The 16689-nt window shown below is 59.7% G+C and carries 12 protein-coding genes; all 12 read right to left on the reverse strand.

Annotated elements, in window-relative coordinates:
• Positions 1–37 precede the first annotated feature (37 nt).
• The 12 genes from EII30_RS07300 to EII30_RS07355 all read right to left on the reverse strand — a co-directional run bounded on the left by EII30_RS07300 (position 38) and on the right by EII30_RS07355 (position 16662).
• On the reverse strand, positions 38–409 hold the full coding sequence (locus EII30_RS07300; protein ID WP_124886675.1) for a hypothetical protein: 372 nt from the start codon (positions 407–409) through the stop codon (positions 38–40).
• A gap of 6 nt (positions 410–415) precedes the next feature.
• Entirely contained in the window at positions 416–1498 is a 1083-nt protein-coding gene (gene truB, locus EII30_RS07305) for a tRNA pseudouridine(55) synthase TruB (protein WP_124886676.1), read from the reverse strand.
• Positions 1491–1955 (reverse strand): 30S ribosome-binding factor RbfA, encoded by a 465-nt coding sequence (gene rbfA, locus EII30_RS07310; RefSeq protein ID WP_124886677.1) that lies wholly within the window; start codon positions 1953–1955, stop codon positions 1491–1493. The genes truB and rbfA overlap by 8 nt, the downstream gene beginning before the upstream one ends.
• Before the next feature lie 103 nt (positions 1956–2058).
• Positions 2059–4869 carry a translation initiation factor IF-2 gene (infB, locus tag EII30_RS07315; protein ID WP_370267050.1) on the reverse strand — a complete coding sequence of 937 codons (2811 nt, stop codon included), beginning with the start codon at positions 4867–4869 and terminating at the stop codon, positions 2059–2061.
• 100 nt (positions 4870–4969) lie between these two features.
• Positions 4970–5230: a YlxR family protein gene (locus tag EII30_RS07320; RefSeq protein WP_124886679.1), complete on the reverse strand. Its 261-nt coding sequence runs from the start codon at positions 5228–5230 to the stop codon at positions 4970–4972.
• A gap of 47 nt (positions 5231–5277) precedes the next feature.
• Positions 5278–6276, reverse strand: coding sequence for a transcription termination factor NusA (nusA, locus tag EII30_RS07325; protein ID WP_124886680.1), 999 nt, complete (start codon positions 6274–6276; stop codon positions 5278–5280).
• Between the two features lie 131 nt (positions 6277–6407).
• Positions 6408–8123: an alpha/beta hydrolase gene (locus EII30_RS07330; RefSeq protein ID WP_124886681.1), complete on the reverse strand. Its 1716-nt coding sequence runs from the start codon at positions 8121–8123 to the stop codon at positions 6408–6410.
• A 31-nt stretch (positions 8124–8154) separates the two neighbouring features.
• Positions 8155–8397, reverse strand: coding sequence for a hypothetical protein (locus EII30_RS07335; protein ID WP_124886682.1), 243 nt, complete (start codon positions 8395–8397; stop codon positions 8155–8157).
• Positions 8381–12874, reverse strand: coding sequence for an FtsK/SpoIIIE domain-containing protein (locus EII30_RS07340; protein WP_124886683.1), 4494 nt, complete (start codon positions 12872–12874; stop codon positions 8381–8383). Before EII30_RS07340 ends, EII30_RS07335 begins: the two co-directional genes overlap by 17 nt.
• 5 nt (positions 12875–12879) lie before the next feature.
• Entirely contained in the window at positions 12880–13170 is a 291-nt protein-coding gene (locus tag EII30_RS07345; protein WP_124886684.1) for a WXG100 family type VII secretion target, read from the reverse strand.
• Between the two features lie 171 nt (positions 13171–13341).
• Positions 13342–15117 carry a proline--tRNA ligase gene (locus EII30_RS07350; protein WP_124886685.1) on the reverse strand — a complete coding sequence of 592 codons (1776 nt, stop codon included), beginning with the start codon at positions 15115–15117 and terminating at the stop codon, positions 13342–13344.
• Between the two features lie 57 nt (positions 15118–15174).
• Entirely contained in the window at positions 15175–16662 is a 1488-nt protein-coding gene (locus EII30_RS07355; RefSeq protein WP_233569442.1) for a sensor histidine kinase, read from the reverse strand.
• Between the last annotated feature and the right edge of the window lie 27 nt (positions 16663–16689).

Consider the following 16689-nt stretch of genomic DNA (forward strand, 5'->3'; position numbering starts at 1 on the left):
GCCGCTCAGCTCGTCGGTGCCTCTCAGCGCTGCGGAGCTAGGCGAAGGCTGGTGTGCCCCAGATGTCGAGCATCCGGTAAACCATCACAACCAGCGCGATGTGCACAACGCCGAGCACCATGTTTGCCCATTTGCTGCGATCCACCAGCGCCCAAACCCCGGCGATAATCGGCATTAAAACCGCAACGAACAGGTAGAGCCCGAACTCGAGCCCGTCACCCCGCGGCGGATTGCCCGTAAACGGCGCAATAATCGAGATAACCACCTGGGCGATCAGCAGCACCGTCACAAGCGCTGTCGCCCCCATTGTCAGGTCGTTCGGCGCGCGCCCAATAAACGCGACCGCAAAGCACAGGATCGCGGCGATTCCGGCGACCGCCATCTGCGCAAAACCAAACCACTCAATCACGGTGTATCACTCTGCTCTTTCCACGGACATCGCAAACCCGGTCACAACCCGCACCTCGCCGTCTGTCACCCGCACCATCGCAGCGAGGCGACCCTGTGGATCCACCGCCGCCGCAAGCTCGTGCTCTGCCGCCCCGGCTGGTAACCGGAGACGCTTTCCGTGCCGGATCGCCACAGCCTGATCGGTATCAAGCTCCAGCACCGGCCACAGTCGCTGTGCTGCGCTGCCCGGGGTGAGCGGGTTAATCGCACTAAAATCTATTTCGCCGTACTCCGCAAGCATTTCAGCAAGCACCTGATCGGCGGTTTTTTCTGAACCGCGCGGCACGATCCCGCGCTCTGCCGCGATCCAGCGGGCGGCACGATCAAGCTCAGCGGAACTAACCGCCTCAGTAACCCGGAACGGCCCGACGGCTGTGCGCCGGAGCGCGGTCAAGTGCCCGCCAACGCCGAGCGCCTCACCGAGGTCACGCGCGAGCGCCCGCACATAGGTGCCAGACGAACAGTCAACGCTCGCCTCCAGCTCCACGGCCGGCCCCGCTGGGGTTTCGATTAGCCGCGGCTCACCAACGGTGAAACTGTGAATGGTCACCGGCCGCGCTTTCAAATCAACATCCTGCCCGGCACGCACCAGGTTGTAGGCGCGCTGCCCGTTCACCTTGATCGCGCTAACCGCTGTTGGCACCTGCATTATCTCGCCGTTCAGTGCCGCTACCGCGCGCTGCAGCCGTTCCGGATCGAGCGCCGCGTCAAGCGCCCCCCGGTCTGCCTGCTCCACAGTCTCACCCTCGGAATCGTCGGTGACGGTGCGCTGGCCGAGCCTAATGGTCGCGGTGTAGGTTTTTGGCAGCCCAACCAGGTGGGTTAGCAGCCTGGTCGCGGGCCCAACACCGAGAATCAAAAGCCCGGTCGCTAGCGGATCCAGCGTCCCGGCGTGCCCGATTTTCTTGGTGCCGAAAACCCTGCGGGAGCGAGCAACCGTGTCGTGGCTCGTCCACCCGCTCGCTTTGTCAACCAGCAGCAGGGCGCCACCGGCTGCGGCCGCAGCTCGGATGGTCTCCCACTGCTCGGGCGAGACGGTTTCAGCCATCTAGCCTGCCGCTGTCGGTGTCGTCCTCGTCGGTTTCCTCTCCGGGCGCGGGCTTGTACGGATCCGCATCGCCCGCGTATTCGGCGTTTGCCGCCTGCTTTGCCACCTCTGCGTCGCGCTGTTTCGCCTCCTCAAGGAGCGCGGTTAGGTGCGATGCTGTCTCTGGCAGCTCGTCGGGGATGAAGGTGAGAGTTGGTGTCAGCCTGGTGCCGAGGTTTTTGGCGACCTCACTGCGCAGCATCCCGGTTGCGGCCTGCAGCGCTTTTGCGGAGTCTTCGCGCTCCTGTTCGCTGCCGTAAACCGTGTAAAACACGCTCGCCTGCTGCAGATCACCGGTGACACGCACCTCTGTGATTGTCACATAGCCCAAGCGTGGATCACGCAACCCCTTCGCTAAGCGGGTCGCCAAGATCTGCTGGATCCGGTCAGCTACCTTTCCTACGCGGGGACTTGCCATTGTTTTCCTTCCCAGTCGGGCTGCTGTGACTGGTTTTGGTGTCACAGGAAGCGGTTTAACAACCGTTGGGGGCCGAGCACGCCCGACCCCCAACAGCCACTAACTAGACTCGTGGTTTTTCGACCATCTCTGTTGTTTCGATTTCGTCACCCTCACGAATGTCGTTGTATTTGCCGAGGCCAATACCGCACTCGTAGTCGGTTTTCACCTCGGTGACGTCGTCTTTGAAGCGACGCAGCGACTCAATCGCGAGGTCGTCGGCGATTACCACACCGTCACGGATAACCCGAGCTTTCGCGTTGCGGGTGATGGTTCCGGACCGCACAATAACACCGGCGATGTTGCCGAACTTGCTGGAGCGGAAGATCTCCCGAATCTCTGCAACACCGGAGCGAACCTCCTCATACTCTGGCTTGAGCAGACCCTTGAGGGAGTTCTCAATGTCGTCGATCGCGTTGTAGATGACGTTGTAGAAGCGAATATCTACGCCTTCGCGCTGTGCACGCTCACGAGCCTTCTGGTCTGGTCGCACATTGAAGCCAATGATAATCGCGTTGTCAATGGTTGCCAGGTCTACGTCTGACTCGGTGATCGCGCCAACGCCGCGGTGCAGGATCCGCAGCTGCACTGAATCGTCAACCTCGATTTTCATCAGTGACTCTTCAAGCGCCTCAACAGCACCGGAAACGTCACCCTTAATAATGAGGTTGAGGGATTCAACCTTGCCCTCTTCAAGCGCCTTAGTGAAGTCTTCAAGGCTCATGCGCTTGCGTGCCTTAGCCAGCTGTGCGTTGCGCTGTGCGGCCTCACGCTTTTCTGCGATCTGGCGTGCTGTGCGATCCTCACCGGTAACGATGAAGCTGTCGCCTGCGCGTGGCACCGAGCTGAGGCCCTGCACCGCAACCGGCCGTGATGGCCCAGCCTCGGTAACACTGTTGCCGTTCTCGTCGAGCATCGCCCGCACACGACCGTAAGCGGTTCCTGTAACGATCGCGTCACCGACACGCAGGGTTCCCGACTGGATGAGCACGGTCGCAACCGCGCCGCGGCCCTTATCGAGGTGCGCCTCAATGGCAACGCCGCGGGCATCCCGATCCGGGTTCGCCTGCAGTTCGAGGCCCGCATCAGCGGTAAGCAGAACCGCCTCCAGCAGGTTGTCAATACCCATGTTGTTCTTCGCCGAAACGTCAACGAACATCACGTCACCGCCGTATTCTTCGGCGATCAGGTCGAACTCGGTGAGCTGCTGGCGCACCTTGGCAGGGTTTGCCTCCGGCTTGTCAACCTTGTTAACAGCGACAACGATCGGCACGTTCGCGGCTTTCGCGTGGTTCAGCGCCTCAACGGTCTGCGGCATGATGCCGTCGTCGGCCGCAACAACCAGGATCGCAATGTCGGTGACCTGCGCACCACGGGCACGCATCGCGGTAAACGCCTCGTGACCCGGGGTGTCAATGAAGGTGATCTTGCGATCCTCGCCCTCGTGCGGGGTTGTCACCTGGTACGCACCAATGTGCTGGGTGATGCCGCCGGCCTCGCCCTGTACAACGTTTGCGTTGCGGATCGCGTCAAGCAACCGAGTTTTACCGTGGTCGACGTGACCCATCACGGTGACAACCGGCGGACGCGGCAGCAGATTCTCATCGTCTGCGGCCTCAGCCTCAAGGTCGATGTCGAAGCTGTCGAGCAGCTCCTTGTCTTCGTCCTCCGGTGAAACAATCTGGATCTTGTATCCGAGCTCCTCACCGAGGATCTCAAACGTGGTTTCGTCGAGCGACTCGGTTGCGGTTGCCATCTCACCCAGGTGGAACAGAATGGTCACCAGGTTTGATGCGCTTGTGTCAATCTTCTCGGCAAAATCGGCAAGAGACGCGCCGCGTCGCATGCGGATTACCGTGTCACCGGTGCCGCGTGGGACGCTAACACCGCCAATTACCGGTGCCTCCCGCATCTCAAACTCTTGCCGCTTCGCCCGCTTCGACTTGCGTGCTTTGCTCTTGGATCCGCCGCGACCGAAGGCGCCAGCGGTTCCCGCGCCACGACCCGCACGGCCGCGACCGGCAAATCCTCCCGGTGCTGGACGTGCGCCACCACCGGCGCCGCCGCCCGGAGCACCCGGACGACTGAATCCACCCGGCCTTGCACCGCCTGGACGAGGAGCGCCCGGACGTGGAGCACCTGGACGCGGTGCGCCCGGTTTACCGGCACGATCCGGCTTGCCTGCGCCCTGCGGTTTTGACGGCTTTGGAATATTGCCCGGGGTTGGACGCTTCGCCATCCCCTGTGTGCGAGTGAACGGGTTGTTGCCCGGGCGCGGTGGCCGCGGAATCCCCATCCCCTGCACGCTCGCAAACGGGTTATTGCCGGGGCGTGGGCCGCCCTTTGCCTCTTTCGCGGTGGATCCTGCTGCCTCCGCCTTAGCCGCATCGGCTTTAGCCGCAACGGGTTTTGCCGCGCCAGGTTTTGCGCCCTGGCGAGCTCCCGGTTTTGCGGCTGGTTTGCCCGCTGCTTTAGCGGCTGGTTCACCGCTGTCAGCCTCGGCACTGTCTTTGCCCGCGGCCGGTTTCGGCCCCGGTTTTGGCGCGCCCTTGGCACCCGCGTCTGCGGTGCCGGCGGCCGTTTCTGTCTGCTTGGCAGCCTTCGACTGCCCTGATTTTGCCTGCGCACCCTTAGGCTGCGCATCCTTTGCCTGGGACTGTGCAGCAGCGCCGGACTTGCCCTTAGCTGCGGCATCAGATTTAGTTTTTGCGCCCGCCTCTGCCGACTCTGGTTTCACACCCTCGGCCTCAAAGGCAGCCTTAACTTTGCGTGCTACAGGCGGCATCACACTGGAGGATGGAGACTTAACAAACTCGCCCAGCTCTTTTAGCTTAGCGAGCACTGCTTTGCTCTCAACTCCCAGTTCTGCCGCGATTTCGTGAACGCGTGGGTTAGCCAATTTTCTCCTGTCTGGGTTCACGCCCAGACAGAGCGAGAACCTTTTCTATCTACTTACGGAACTCATCGTGAACCGTTCATGAGTTATCCATGATCAATTTCAACCTGTTCTCTAAATTGTGTGTTGCAACACTCGCTGCAACGCGCAACGCTCTCGCAAAGGTATTACGAGAAATCGCCTTCTGCACGCATTCGACGCTGTCATGCACCCAGGCTCCACGCCCGGGCATACTAGCCTTATCATCAAACACATACTCGTTGTTTACAACAACGACACGGCGCAGCCCAGCCCGTTTTTCTCGCGCTCGACATGCAACGCAGGTGCGAATAGCTTCCATTCTAGCAGCCTAACTTGAGGATTTTTAGACACCCTCGTATCTGAATATCAGCTTTCTGTCATCACAGAATCAGGCTGAATATCAATCTTCGCGCCGGTCAGCTTCGCCGCCAGTCTAGCGTTCTGCCCCTCTTTACCGATGGCCAGTGAAAGCTGTGCATCAGGCACAAGCGCCCGCACCTGCTTCAGCTCGGCGTTGAGGGTGAACACCTCGGTCACCTTGGACGGTGACAGTGCGTTGGCAACAAACTTGGTCAGCTCCGGTGAGTAGTCAACAATGTCGATTTTCTCCTCACCGAGCTCGCTCATCACAGCGCGCACTCGCCTGCCCATTTCGCCGATGCAGGTGCCCTTCGCGTTAATGCCCTCCTTGGTTGCCCGCACCGCAATCTTGCTGCGGTGGCCAGCCTCACGGGCGATTGACACGATCTCAACAATACCCTCGGTGATCTCGGGCACCTCAAACTCAAAGAGCTTGCGCACAAGCCCCGGGTGGGTGCGTGACACGGTCACCTGCGGTCCTTTTAGCCCCTTAGCAACGCTTGTAACGTAGACTCGCAGCCTAGTGCCGTGCGGGTAGGTTTCGCCCGGAACCTGCTCTTCGGGTGGCAGAATCGCTTCCACCTCGCCGAGATCAATATGCACCATGCGCGGGTTTGGCCCCTGCTGCACAGTTCCCGAAACCAGCTGACCCTCCTTGTTTTTGAACTGGCCAAGCACCGCGTCATCGGCGATCTCGCGGATCCGCTGGTTAATAATCTGCTTTGCTGCGTTTGCACCGATCCGACCGAACTCTTCGGTCTCAACCAGCGCCTCACCGAGTGACTCACCGGCGTCGTTGTATTCCGGTGCGTAAACCCTGATGTCGCCGGTTTTACGATCCAGCTCAACTCGCACCTCACTGTCGTGGGGTACGGTGTCGCCTACGTTTTGGGCGTGCTTAATGTATGCGGAGTGGATCGCCTGCTCAATAATGTGTGCGAGCTCCTCAAACGGAATCTCTTTTTCTCGTTCGATGACCCGCAACTCTGTGAGTTCGATGCGCATGTTTTCCTCCTTATTAAGCTGTAGATAGCCGCGGCTTAGGGAACCGCGGTGGTTGAGGCAAGCACCGTCACTGCCTGCACAACCCTGGTTAAGTATGTAATCTTAGCGCATCAAATTCATTTTTTTATCAATTATTTGCCGCTTCCACCTCCCTCGGTGATCTCCTTCGCTATCCAGCTAAGCGACTGCGTGTTCTCCTGAAAATATCCTTTGACAAGGTCATTGTCGGTGGAGATCATACTGTGTGTGCCGACAAAGGGGCGGTCTTGTAACAGCCGGTTTGAGCTAAACACCTCTGCGCCTTTAAGCTCGCGTGGATCCACCCGGTGCTCACCGAATGTTCTGCCGATCGGTGCAATATAGTCGCTCGCGAGGAGTGCGAGTGTGAGATAGTTGAGCGGCGCGTTTGGCATCAGCGGATTAACCAGCAGGTCTCCCAATTCTCCCCAGTTCTTCGGGTGCGGATCCGCTGTTGTCGCCGCTATTCGCTTGGTTTGCAGCGATTCTGCGGTTGTGCCCGTTTTCAGCCCTGCCGATCCGACAGCGATAAATATGTCAACGGGAGTGTTCAAGCGTTTTATTCCCTCCGCGCCGGTTGTTGTGCCAAAGGAGTGCCCGATCACCGCGAAGGTTTTTGGCGGATTGTTGATGCGCAGCCGCTGCACCTCGTTAATATCCTGCGACAGCATCATCCCTCCCTCCGTGGCGCGCTTCATAAACGGCTCCTCCTTCGCGATCGGGCTGTCGTACCCGATCCACACGCTAACCGCGACACTGTTTGTGTACTTCAGTGACTCCCCCATCAGGTTTAACGCGGCGGTGTTTATCTCCCCTGTCCCCGCAACCGTCGAGTACATGCCCGGCACTATCAAGGCCATGTGCTCTGCGGTTTGTGGATCCCCGAAGCTCACCTGCGCGGTTATCGCGCCGTAGTGTCTCCCAAAGCCGCTGAGGTTAACCCTGTTCTGACTGTTTTCTCGATTTAACGCCTGGGCTGCGATGCCGATCCCCGTTCCCGCGATAAGCAGTTCCGCGTAGTTTTCGTCCGCTTTGTGCAGCTGTTTCTTCAGTATCCGCAGCTGCTTTTTGAACTCGTCAGTCCCCAGGGTTGTCTCGTTAAATCCCATCGCCACATAGGCTTCCTCCGGGTTTTTGGTCGCCCACTTTAACGCCCTCCGGTTTACCCGGTTCTGTTCAGCGGTTGGCAGGCTTGTCAGCTGGCAGGCAAGCAGCGGATAATCCCTCACCAGCTTCCCGTAGGCATCACTGTTTTCGGCGATCAGTGCAGCCGCTTCTTCACCGCTGCTGTTTCTTATCTGCCAGTAAAGCTCCGAGAGTTGCCTGTTTTCCCAGAGCGGCACCCGCTGCGAAACCGGTGTGACGGTCACCGGTTCCCAGCTCAACTGTTGCAGGTCGCTGACACACTTCGACACTGCCTCTGTACAGTCAGTAAGCGCAGTGTTAAGCACCGCTTCTCCCGCTCCTCTGCTGTTGTCTAGTTCCCGCAGCTGCGCTGTTAAGACTGCAGGGGTCTCTCCCGCTGTTAGCGCGCTCTGCCCCTGCATAAACAGTTCGTCCAGCTCACCGCGGTGTGTTTCCAGCGCCTCCGCTGCTCCCGCTACCGCTGCGCTGAGCTCCCGTACGATCTTTGGCAGGTTCTGGGTCAGCAGTGTTCCCAATGCTCCCATAACACGGTGCTGATTTGGCAGCACGGACGGTAGCACGGAGTTTGTCATAACAGTCAGCTCATCGAAGTAGTCTACCTGCGAGTTGAGCGACGCCTTCGCTGTTTCAAGCTCCGCGAGCGTCTCATAGTCAAACCCCTCTGTGGTTATTCCGTTTGTCATCACGTCTCCTCCCCTGTTTACCTGTTTACCGCTACTGGTACGCCTCAACAACCGCGTTTAACCTGTCTGCGCACGCGGTTAAACACTCGGCGAGTTCAATAAAACAGCGATGCAGATGCCCGCCGATGTCCTCGTAGAGCTGTTTGGATGTTTCAGGCAGTGCGGCCGGGACCGCAAGCGGCGGGGCTGCTGCGAGCCCCGCAACCACTCGCAGGGAGCTTTCCACCGACTCAAAGGTGAGCGGGTCGATAAAGACGTCAACGTGCGTTTTCATTGCGGTTCCCTCTCTGCAGCGGTTTTAGCTGCGACTTGTTATCCAGCCGGGCAGGGTTCGCGAGCAGAACAATCCGCTGTTTACTTCCCTGAGGACCTCCCGCGGCCTCACCGCGGTTATCGGTTAGCACCCCGATTAACGAGTCAGCGGGTGTGCTCTTTAACGCTCCCACCGTCGCACTGTCGAGGCTCTGCAAAACCCCGGGTCTTCCCCGCAGCGGATCCCCTCGCAGCTCCGCGTGGTGCACGAAAGCGTAATCGCACCGGTCCGTAACCCGCTGCTGTGCCCAGGTGTCCTGCAGCTCCGAAACATCAAGGACCACGGCGGATCCACCCGGGACAGCCGCGCAAAGCTCATCAACCTGTTTTTCAACAGCGGCGGCGCCCTGCTGCTTCACCGTCTCAACTCTGGCAGAGCGGCCGGTGAGCACGGTCAGCTGGTTAGTCAGGCAAGCAATTACTGCCTGTTTCGCTAGCGGATCCCGCACCGCCACCGCGACGGTGCTCACCGCCGTAAGCTTCACCGGTTCGGCGGTTATAAGATCCACCCCGATGCTGCCCTGTTGCAGCATCGCCTCGGTTTGGGTTAGCCGTTCAGGGATCCGTGCGAGCAACTGCCGCCCGAAGGTGTTTGGGGTGGCATCTTTTGCGGTGGTGGTGAGCAGGTGGGTGAGCTGCTCTTCGACGGTTACCCGCGGATCCGCCCCACCCACCGGCTGACAGCAGAGAGCCAGCTGGCCGGTGATGTTTTGCCCGGGCAGGGCGAACTTTCCGGGCCGGTTTAACTGTTCCAGGGTTTCACGATCGACCCTGCCGCGCAGTTCGAGCGGATCCGCTGCCCGCAGGTAGATGAACCTCTCGAACAGGTTGGGCATGGTTGCTGCGATCCGGTTGCCGCCGGAGCTGGTCGCCACGGCCACACCACCGTTTCTCAGGAAGCGTGTGAGGGTTACCCGCAGTCGCTCGATTGTTTCGGTTGCGGCTCTGCGCACCATCGTTTCTAGCACGGTGTCGAAATCGTCCAGGAGCAGGGCGGTCTGCTGTGCTTGTTCGCCGCTGAGTGTTGTGAGTTCGGCGAGCGCTCTGTTGCAGTTCCAAACATCATCAAAGTCGGTGACGGAGCGCACAAACGGGTGTTTTTCAAGACCCGCAACCTGTTTGTGCTCGACCCCAAGCCAGTAGACGCGGTTTATTCGCGGCCGCTGCTGCAGCGCTGCGATCAGAGTGATTAGCGCGCTGGTTTTCCCGGTTTTTCTCGCGCCGCTGACAAGCAGCGCTGTGCCGGGAGGCAGCGAGAGTTCGTACGGCAGCTGCTGCTGTGCGCGTGGGTTGTCAAACACCCCGACAGCCATCCCATCGCCATCAGCCAAGCTCGCGGGACCAGCGCCCTCGGCACCACCCGCCAACTCCCCGGCACCATCAGCACCCTCGGCACCACCAGCAACCCCGGTTTTAGCCTCCTGCTTGCGGTACCTCCGCACCTCGCTGAGCGCTATCACCGCGGGCAGCTGCGGCAGCAGCACTGGCGGTTGAGTGTTAACAAAGTCACTGTTTTCAAGGGCGATCTTCGCGATTAGCCGAGAGGTTTTCACCTGCCCTCGCTTTCTTTCCGCAGCGGATTTTTCTGCGGCTGGCCAGGCGTGAACCGTGACGGCGTCTAACAACCCGGCGGCGGGCATACGGATCCGCCCGGTTGCCGGTTTTGTCTGCTGTGTTTTCTCTGCGACGAGTGCAGCCTGAAACGCGATCGGTTCGCTGTTGCCGAGCTTTAGCAGTCCCCGACCCGGGTATTTGGCGGGGATTTCAAAGGCGGTGCTGTCCCCGAGCATTTCCCGGCTGTCGGACTTGTTGGCGACCCTGAAGCACACCCTGATTTGCAGGTTTGCTTGGATTTTTTCGCTGATGCTCCCGAGCGGTCGCTGCGCGGCCAAAATCAGGTGCATGCCGAGTGATCTGCCCCGCTGTGCCAGGTCGATAATTGTCTGGCTGGCGTTTGGCAGATCCGCAATAAACACCGCGAACTCGTCAATTGCGATAACCAGCAGAGGCGGGGCTGCGCTCGCCGCGGTTGCGCGCAGTTCGTTAAGGTCTTTGCAGCGGTGTGTGGCGAGCAGTTTTTCACGGCGCAACATTTCAGCTCGAAGGCTCTGCAAAACCCTCTCGCTCGCGGCGGTTGTTAGGTCACTAACGCTCGCAACCGTGTGTGGCAGCTCTGTCAGCTGGCCGAATGTCGCGCCTCCCTTATAGTCGATTAAGACGAGGTTGAGGTGTTTTGGTGCGAGCCTGGCCGCCATCGCAACCAGCCAGCTCTGCAAAAACTCGGACTTGCCCGCGCCAGTTGTGCCGGCGATCAGCGCGTGGGGTCCCTGCGCAATCAGGTCAAGCTCACACAACCCGCCTGCCATCAACCCGATCGGCACACGGGTCATAGACTCTCGCCCGCCAGCGTCCCGCTGATTATCGGCTGATCGCGGTGTTCGATGTTTGGCGGAGCTGACTGTTAGCCCCAGGAGTTCAGCAAGCTCAATGCTGCTCGGAATCTCACCGAGACCGGTTGAGAGTCGGGCGGTGTCGCGCAGGGGTGCGAGCTGTTGCGCGAACCGCAGCGCGTTTTCTGCCTCCATAATAAACAGCTCTGACAGGGACAAAACCTTTACCTGCTGAAAATCAATCAGCTGTTTTTTATCGGCATCGACCAGCAGGTCGGTTGCTGCGGGCGCAGCCTCACCTGTCTCCAAAACCCAGATAACAGTTGCTGCCTCACCGTCACTCAGGCTTGCCAGACTGCGCTGCACCGCCTCAAACTCCTTGGCAGCGGAGGCAATTATCAGCCGCAGACGCGATGCTTCGGCGTGCTGCCAGGATTCACCCGCCCGCTGCTCGTAAGCCCCCTCTTGGCCGTGGTTTACCAGGCTGCTGTGTGGCAGCACCAACATCCACTGCAGTAAACGCGCGCCAATCCCTCGTGAGAGAACGTCGATGCTCAGCCGTGTTGGCGGCAGCTGGGCGGTAAGCTGTGCCACCAGCGTGTTTAGCACTAGCAGCCGGTCTTTACCGCTGAGCGCCAGCTGTCTGCCTGCGAGCGTAAAAATGTAGGGCGTGTTTGGTTGTTTTAGACACCTTGTTATCTCACTGTTGAGGCTGTTTTGCGCCGCAAGCACCAACTGCACGGTCTTTTTATTGCAACGCTGCCTAAGCTCGTCGGCGTCAAGGCCGATAAACTCCGCCAGTTCGCTGCGCTCCTCATAGGTGGCGAGCAGCACGCTCGCGTCGCTGACACGCTGCCGGCCCCAAACACTGCCGGGCAGTTCCGCTGACGGGTACTCCGCCGACAGGAAGCCTGTGCGGTCCGCGACAAGCAGTTTGTTGTAGCGCAGCCGATTGCGGCGGTCCTCCGCCAGGGACTCCTCAGCCTCCGCAAGCTTGGCGATAAACTCGCGCATCAGTTTCTTGTTCTGTTGCTTCTGCGTCCGCCGTTTTTCAATCCAGTTGCCGAGCAGCAGCAGCGGACCAAGCACCAAAAACACCATACTGAAGGAGCTTTTCGTGATTAGAAAGAGCGCCGCCCCGAGCAACAGTGGCAGCGCCAGCGGCAACATCGCAAGCTTCGGTTTTGTGGCAGCATCCGGGTGTTTGGGCGCACTAAACTGCAGCGGTTTGGGCGCGAGCGGCAAAAACCTTGCACGAGGCACGTGAGCAATCTCTGATCGGTAGTTTATGCTCGGCTGAGCCCACTTGGAGCGCAACAGAATCTGCAGCTGCGAATTACCAACCCGGAAGTGTTTCGGGCTGCCAACCGCTAACGCTGCCCGGGCCGCCCCGCCTCGGCCGCTGATCAAAATCTCGGCGGTGTGTGCCAGCAGGTTAACGCACGCGGCAACCGCTGGCACACCCGGATCCACAACCCTAACCGGGCAAACGCTCGCTGAACCGATCAGGTTGCTGCCCGGCTGTAAGACGTGGCGGCGCACAGAGCCCCCGCTGTTAACGGTTGCGATCGCGCGCACCGGATCCGCCCGCACCATGCCGTCAGTGGCTAATTCATACCTCAAGCCGACGCTCATCCCGGCAAGCAGCCCGGAACTTGGCAGCTGTGCTCGGGCGTTTAGCAGCACTCGGGTGTTTGCGCCCGGTCGGATCGCAAACAGCGTTAGGAGCCCCTCCGCGGTTTGACACCAGAGCGGGTTTTTCACGGCGATGCCGCAAGCCTGCCCGTACGATGTCAGAAGCAAACAGGCGAGCTCGTGCACCGTCAGCGTATCCTCGCAGTCCACCTGCACAGCGCAGGGCTCCCCCGCCCGAGCAGGGTCGCACACGGCACCCCGAACAGGGTCGCCCGCGGCGCCACCGTGAGTGCCATCCGCCCGAGCAGGGTCACCCGCGGCACCCCGAGCAGGATCGCCCGCGCCACCACCGGATTCACCTTCCGCGGCATACTCAGCCAGGTTCGGCGGGAGCAGAATCAGCCTCAGCAGCATGGCGTTTAACCGATTTTCGCGGCGAGCTGCGTATCCGTGTCGCGCAGCACCTGGGCTGTCTGTGTCAGATAGGTCTGAATCTCAGTGAGCTGCTCGATCACCTGGCGAGCACCGGTCGAGTACTGCTGATAGGCGTCGTTAAACTTTGCCGACGCAACCTCGGTTACAAACCCGGAGCTAACCAGCTGTTCAATCTCTGACTGCAGCTGCGTGAGCTTCGCCGTTATCTCGTCTCTGCCCGTACCCAGTTTTACCGCCGCGGCCTCAATCTCGCCGTAACTGACTCGAATGTTCATTGTTAACCTCCACCATGGCACGGCTTTTGGTTAAACACGTCTGGTTGACGCTGCTAATCAGCATAGCTAAATCTTTGAGAACAAACCCGCCCCTAAAACAAATTGTGGATAACACCCGCTTTTGAGTGTTATCCACAATCTCGCAATCAGCAATAAAACTGCCCGAGAAAACTACCGCCCCAGTTTGGCGTTAAGCCAGCTGTTTACCTCCGCGATCGGTAGTTTTTCACGCTCGCCAGAGGCTCTGTCCCAGACCTCGGCGATTCCCTCGGCGGCATCACGCCCAACCACAACAACGTATGGCATACCGAGCAGTTCCGCATCACCGAACTTCACACCCGGTGACAGTTTCGGCCTGTCATCAAACAGCACCTCAACCCCGTCAGCAACCAGCCGCGAGGCGAGCTCTTCGGCACGCTCTAAAGCAATCTGATCCTTACCGGTGGCAACCAGGTGCACATGACACGGCGCAATGTTTGCTGGCCAGATAAGCCCCCGGTCGTCGTGATGCAGCTCCGCCATCACCGCGAGGATTCGGGTCACACCGATACCGTATGAACCCATTGTCACGGTCTGCTGTTTACCGTTCTCGTCAAGCAGCTGCAGCCCGAGCGCCTCAGCGTATTTGCGGCCGAGCTGGAAGACGTGCCCGATCTCCATTCCGCGAGCGGTCTGAATCACACTGCCGTCTGGCGCGAGATCGCCGTCACGTACGTTCGCAATGTCAATAACCCCGTCAGCACTAAAATCGCGGCCGTAAACGAGTGACCGGGTGTGTACCTCGGCGCGGCTTGCTCCAGATACCCAGACGGTTCCCTCAGCAACCCGCGGATCCACCAGGTAGCGAATACCTGATTTGTGCTCAAGCCCAAGAATCTGGGCACCGTCAAGCACAGGGCCGATGTAGCCAGCCACCAGCTCAGGGTGTTTCGCAAAATCAGCGGGTGTTGCGGGAGTAACCTCGTAGCCCGCGAACGCAACCTCAAGGCGTTTCTCGTCAACAGCCCGGTCGCCCGGGATCGCGACCACAACCAGCTCACGCTCACCTGCCTGATCGGTCACCGCTAGCACCACATGTTTCAGGGTGTCGGATGCCTGCCAGTCGCGGCCTTCTGGGTGCTCAAACTCACGGTTTAGCAGGTCAACGAGAGTCTCAATCGTTGGGGTTTCCGGGCTGTCAAACTCGACAGGGGCACCAACCCCGTCATAGGGCTGCGGATCCGCAGGCGGCGTCACATACGCTTCAACGTTTGCAGCATACCCGCTGTCGGATCGAACAAAGGTGTCCTCACCGATTTCGACGGGGAGCAGGAACTCCTCGCTGCGGGATCCACCCATCGCGCCCGCATCAGCGGCAACGATCACGTAATCGAGGCCGAGACGGTTGAAGATCCGCTCATAGGCATCGCGCTGCGCCAGGTAGCTCTGCTCAAGCTGCTCATCGGTCAGGCCAAAGGAGTAGGCGTCCTTCATCGTGAACTCGCGCCCGCGCAAAAGGCCCGCGCGCGGCCTCGCCTCGTCACGGTATTTATCTTGAATCTGGTAGATGCTGAGCGGCAGTTCCTTGTAGGACGTGACAATGTCTTTCACGAGCAGCGTAAACGCTTCCTCGTGGGTTGGCGCCAGCAGGTAGTCTGCCTTGTGGCGATCCTTCAACCTGAACAGCGCATCGCCGTACTCGTCCCAGCGCCCGGTCGCCTCATATGGCTCGCGCGGGAGCAGCGCCGGGAAGTGCACCTCGTGCGCACCCGCAGCCGCCATCTCCTCGTGGATAATGCCCTCGATCTTAGCCTTCACGCGCAGACCCAGCGGCAGCCAGGCAAACACACCCGGGGCTTGACGGCGCAGGTAGCCGGCACGCACCAGCAGTTTGTGGCTTGCGACCTCGGCATCGGCGGGGTCTTCACGCAGGGTTTTAAAGAAGAAGTTACTGAGACGAATTAACACCCTTCTATCGTAGCGATCCGAGGCCGGTTTGCGCCAACGGTTTGCTTGTGTTGGGGGTTAATCCTCTTTAATTTCCCAGCGAATCGGGATCACAATGTCCACCTGAGTTCCGCCGTTCTCGCCGTTGCTCCAGTTGATTGTGCCAGCCAGCTCACCCTCGATCAGGGTGCGCACAATCGAGGTGCCGAGGCCCTCAGAGATTTTGCCGTCGGGCAGGCCGGATCCGTCGTCGCTAACCCTGACTCGCAGCTCGTGTTCATCACGCTCCGCCTTGATTGTGACGGTGCCCTCGCGATCCGCAAACCCGTGCTCAACGGCGTTTGTCACAACCTCGGTGAGCGCCAGCGCAAGCGGGGTTGCGTGCTCTGACTGCAGCTTGCCGAACTCGCCCTCTTTGCGCAGCTGGGCGACGGTGTTGTGCAGGCTCGCAACCTCGGCGGCGAGTCCAACAACTCGGTCAAAGACGTCATCGAACTGCACAATCTGTGAAACACCCGCGGCGAGTGTGTCGTGCACAACCGCGATCGCGGCAACGCGGCGCATCGCCTGCCCCAGCACCTGTTTCGCCTCGTCACTCTTGGCGCGCCGTGCCTGCACGCGCAGCAGCGATGCCACGGTCTGCAGATTATTTTTAACACGGTGGTGAATTTCGCGGATTGTCGCGTTCTTGGTGATCAGCTCCTGGGCGTGCTGCCTAATATCTGTGATGTCACGGGTGACGATAATGCCGCCGACCCGTTCACCGCCGATAACCACCGGAATCGACCTCGCCGCAATCGTTCGCCCACGCGATTCAATATCGCCACGACCGGGAATTTTACCCGCCATAATGGACGGCAGACTCTCGTTTGTGTCATAGATACCCTTGGTAATCTCCGCAACAATCTCGGGCAGGCTCTCGTCCTCCAGCTCGTCACGGTAGCCGAGACGCGCAAAACTGGTGAGGGTGTTTGGGCTCGCAAAGGTTATTATTCCGTCTTTATTGACGCGGATCAGGCCATCCCCCGCTCGAGGAGCCCCACGCATTCTCCCCTTCTGCACGGTTGTGTCGGGGAAGTCGCCGTTCTGGATCATCACCAGCAGATCATCTGCGCTGTCACGGTAGGCAACACCCATGCGGGAGGTGTTGTAGGTGTCGTTTGGTGAGGTGTGCAGCGTGATAACCGCGAACGGCCCAATCTTTTTCCCGGTGTCTGGATCGATGCGGCTCACCGGGTAGGCGGTCATCTGCATCGGGGTTTCCTCGTGCCAGGTGAGGCTTGTAGACGCTGCCGGCTGGTTGGTTTTCAATGCCATCTCAACCACCTCACGCCAGTCATCGCGCAGGAAGTCGCCGATCACATCTCGATAGAACATGGTGATCAGACCGGTTGGTCGTGAGTGAGCGAGAGCCAGATACTGGTCACCGCTTGGCACCCACAACACCACGTCGGAGAGCGCCAGATCAGCAAGCAGTGGCCAGTCGAGTGTTAGGTATTCAAGCCACTCGACCTCCGCCTCGTTTAAGTCTGTGTATTTGTTTGATATTTCGCGCAACGTTGACACTCTTCTAACTCTACCAATTCCAAGTTT

This window comes from Leucobacter sp. OH1287, from assembly GCF_003859945.1.
Taxonomy (GTDB): Bacteria; Actinomycetota; Actinomycetes; order Actinomycetales; family Microbacteriaceae; genus Canibacter.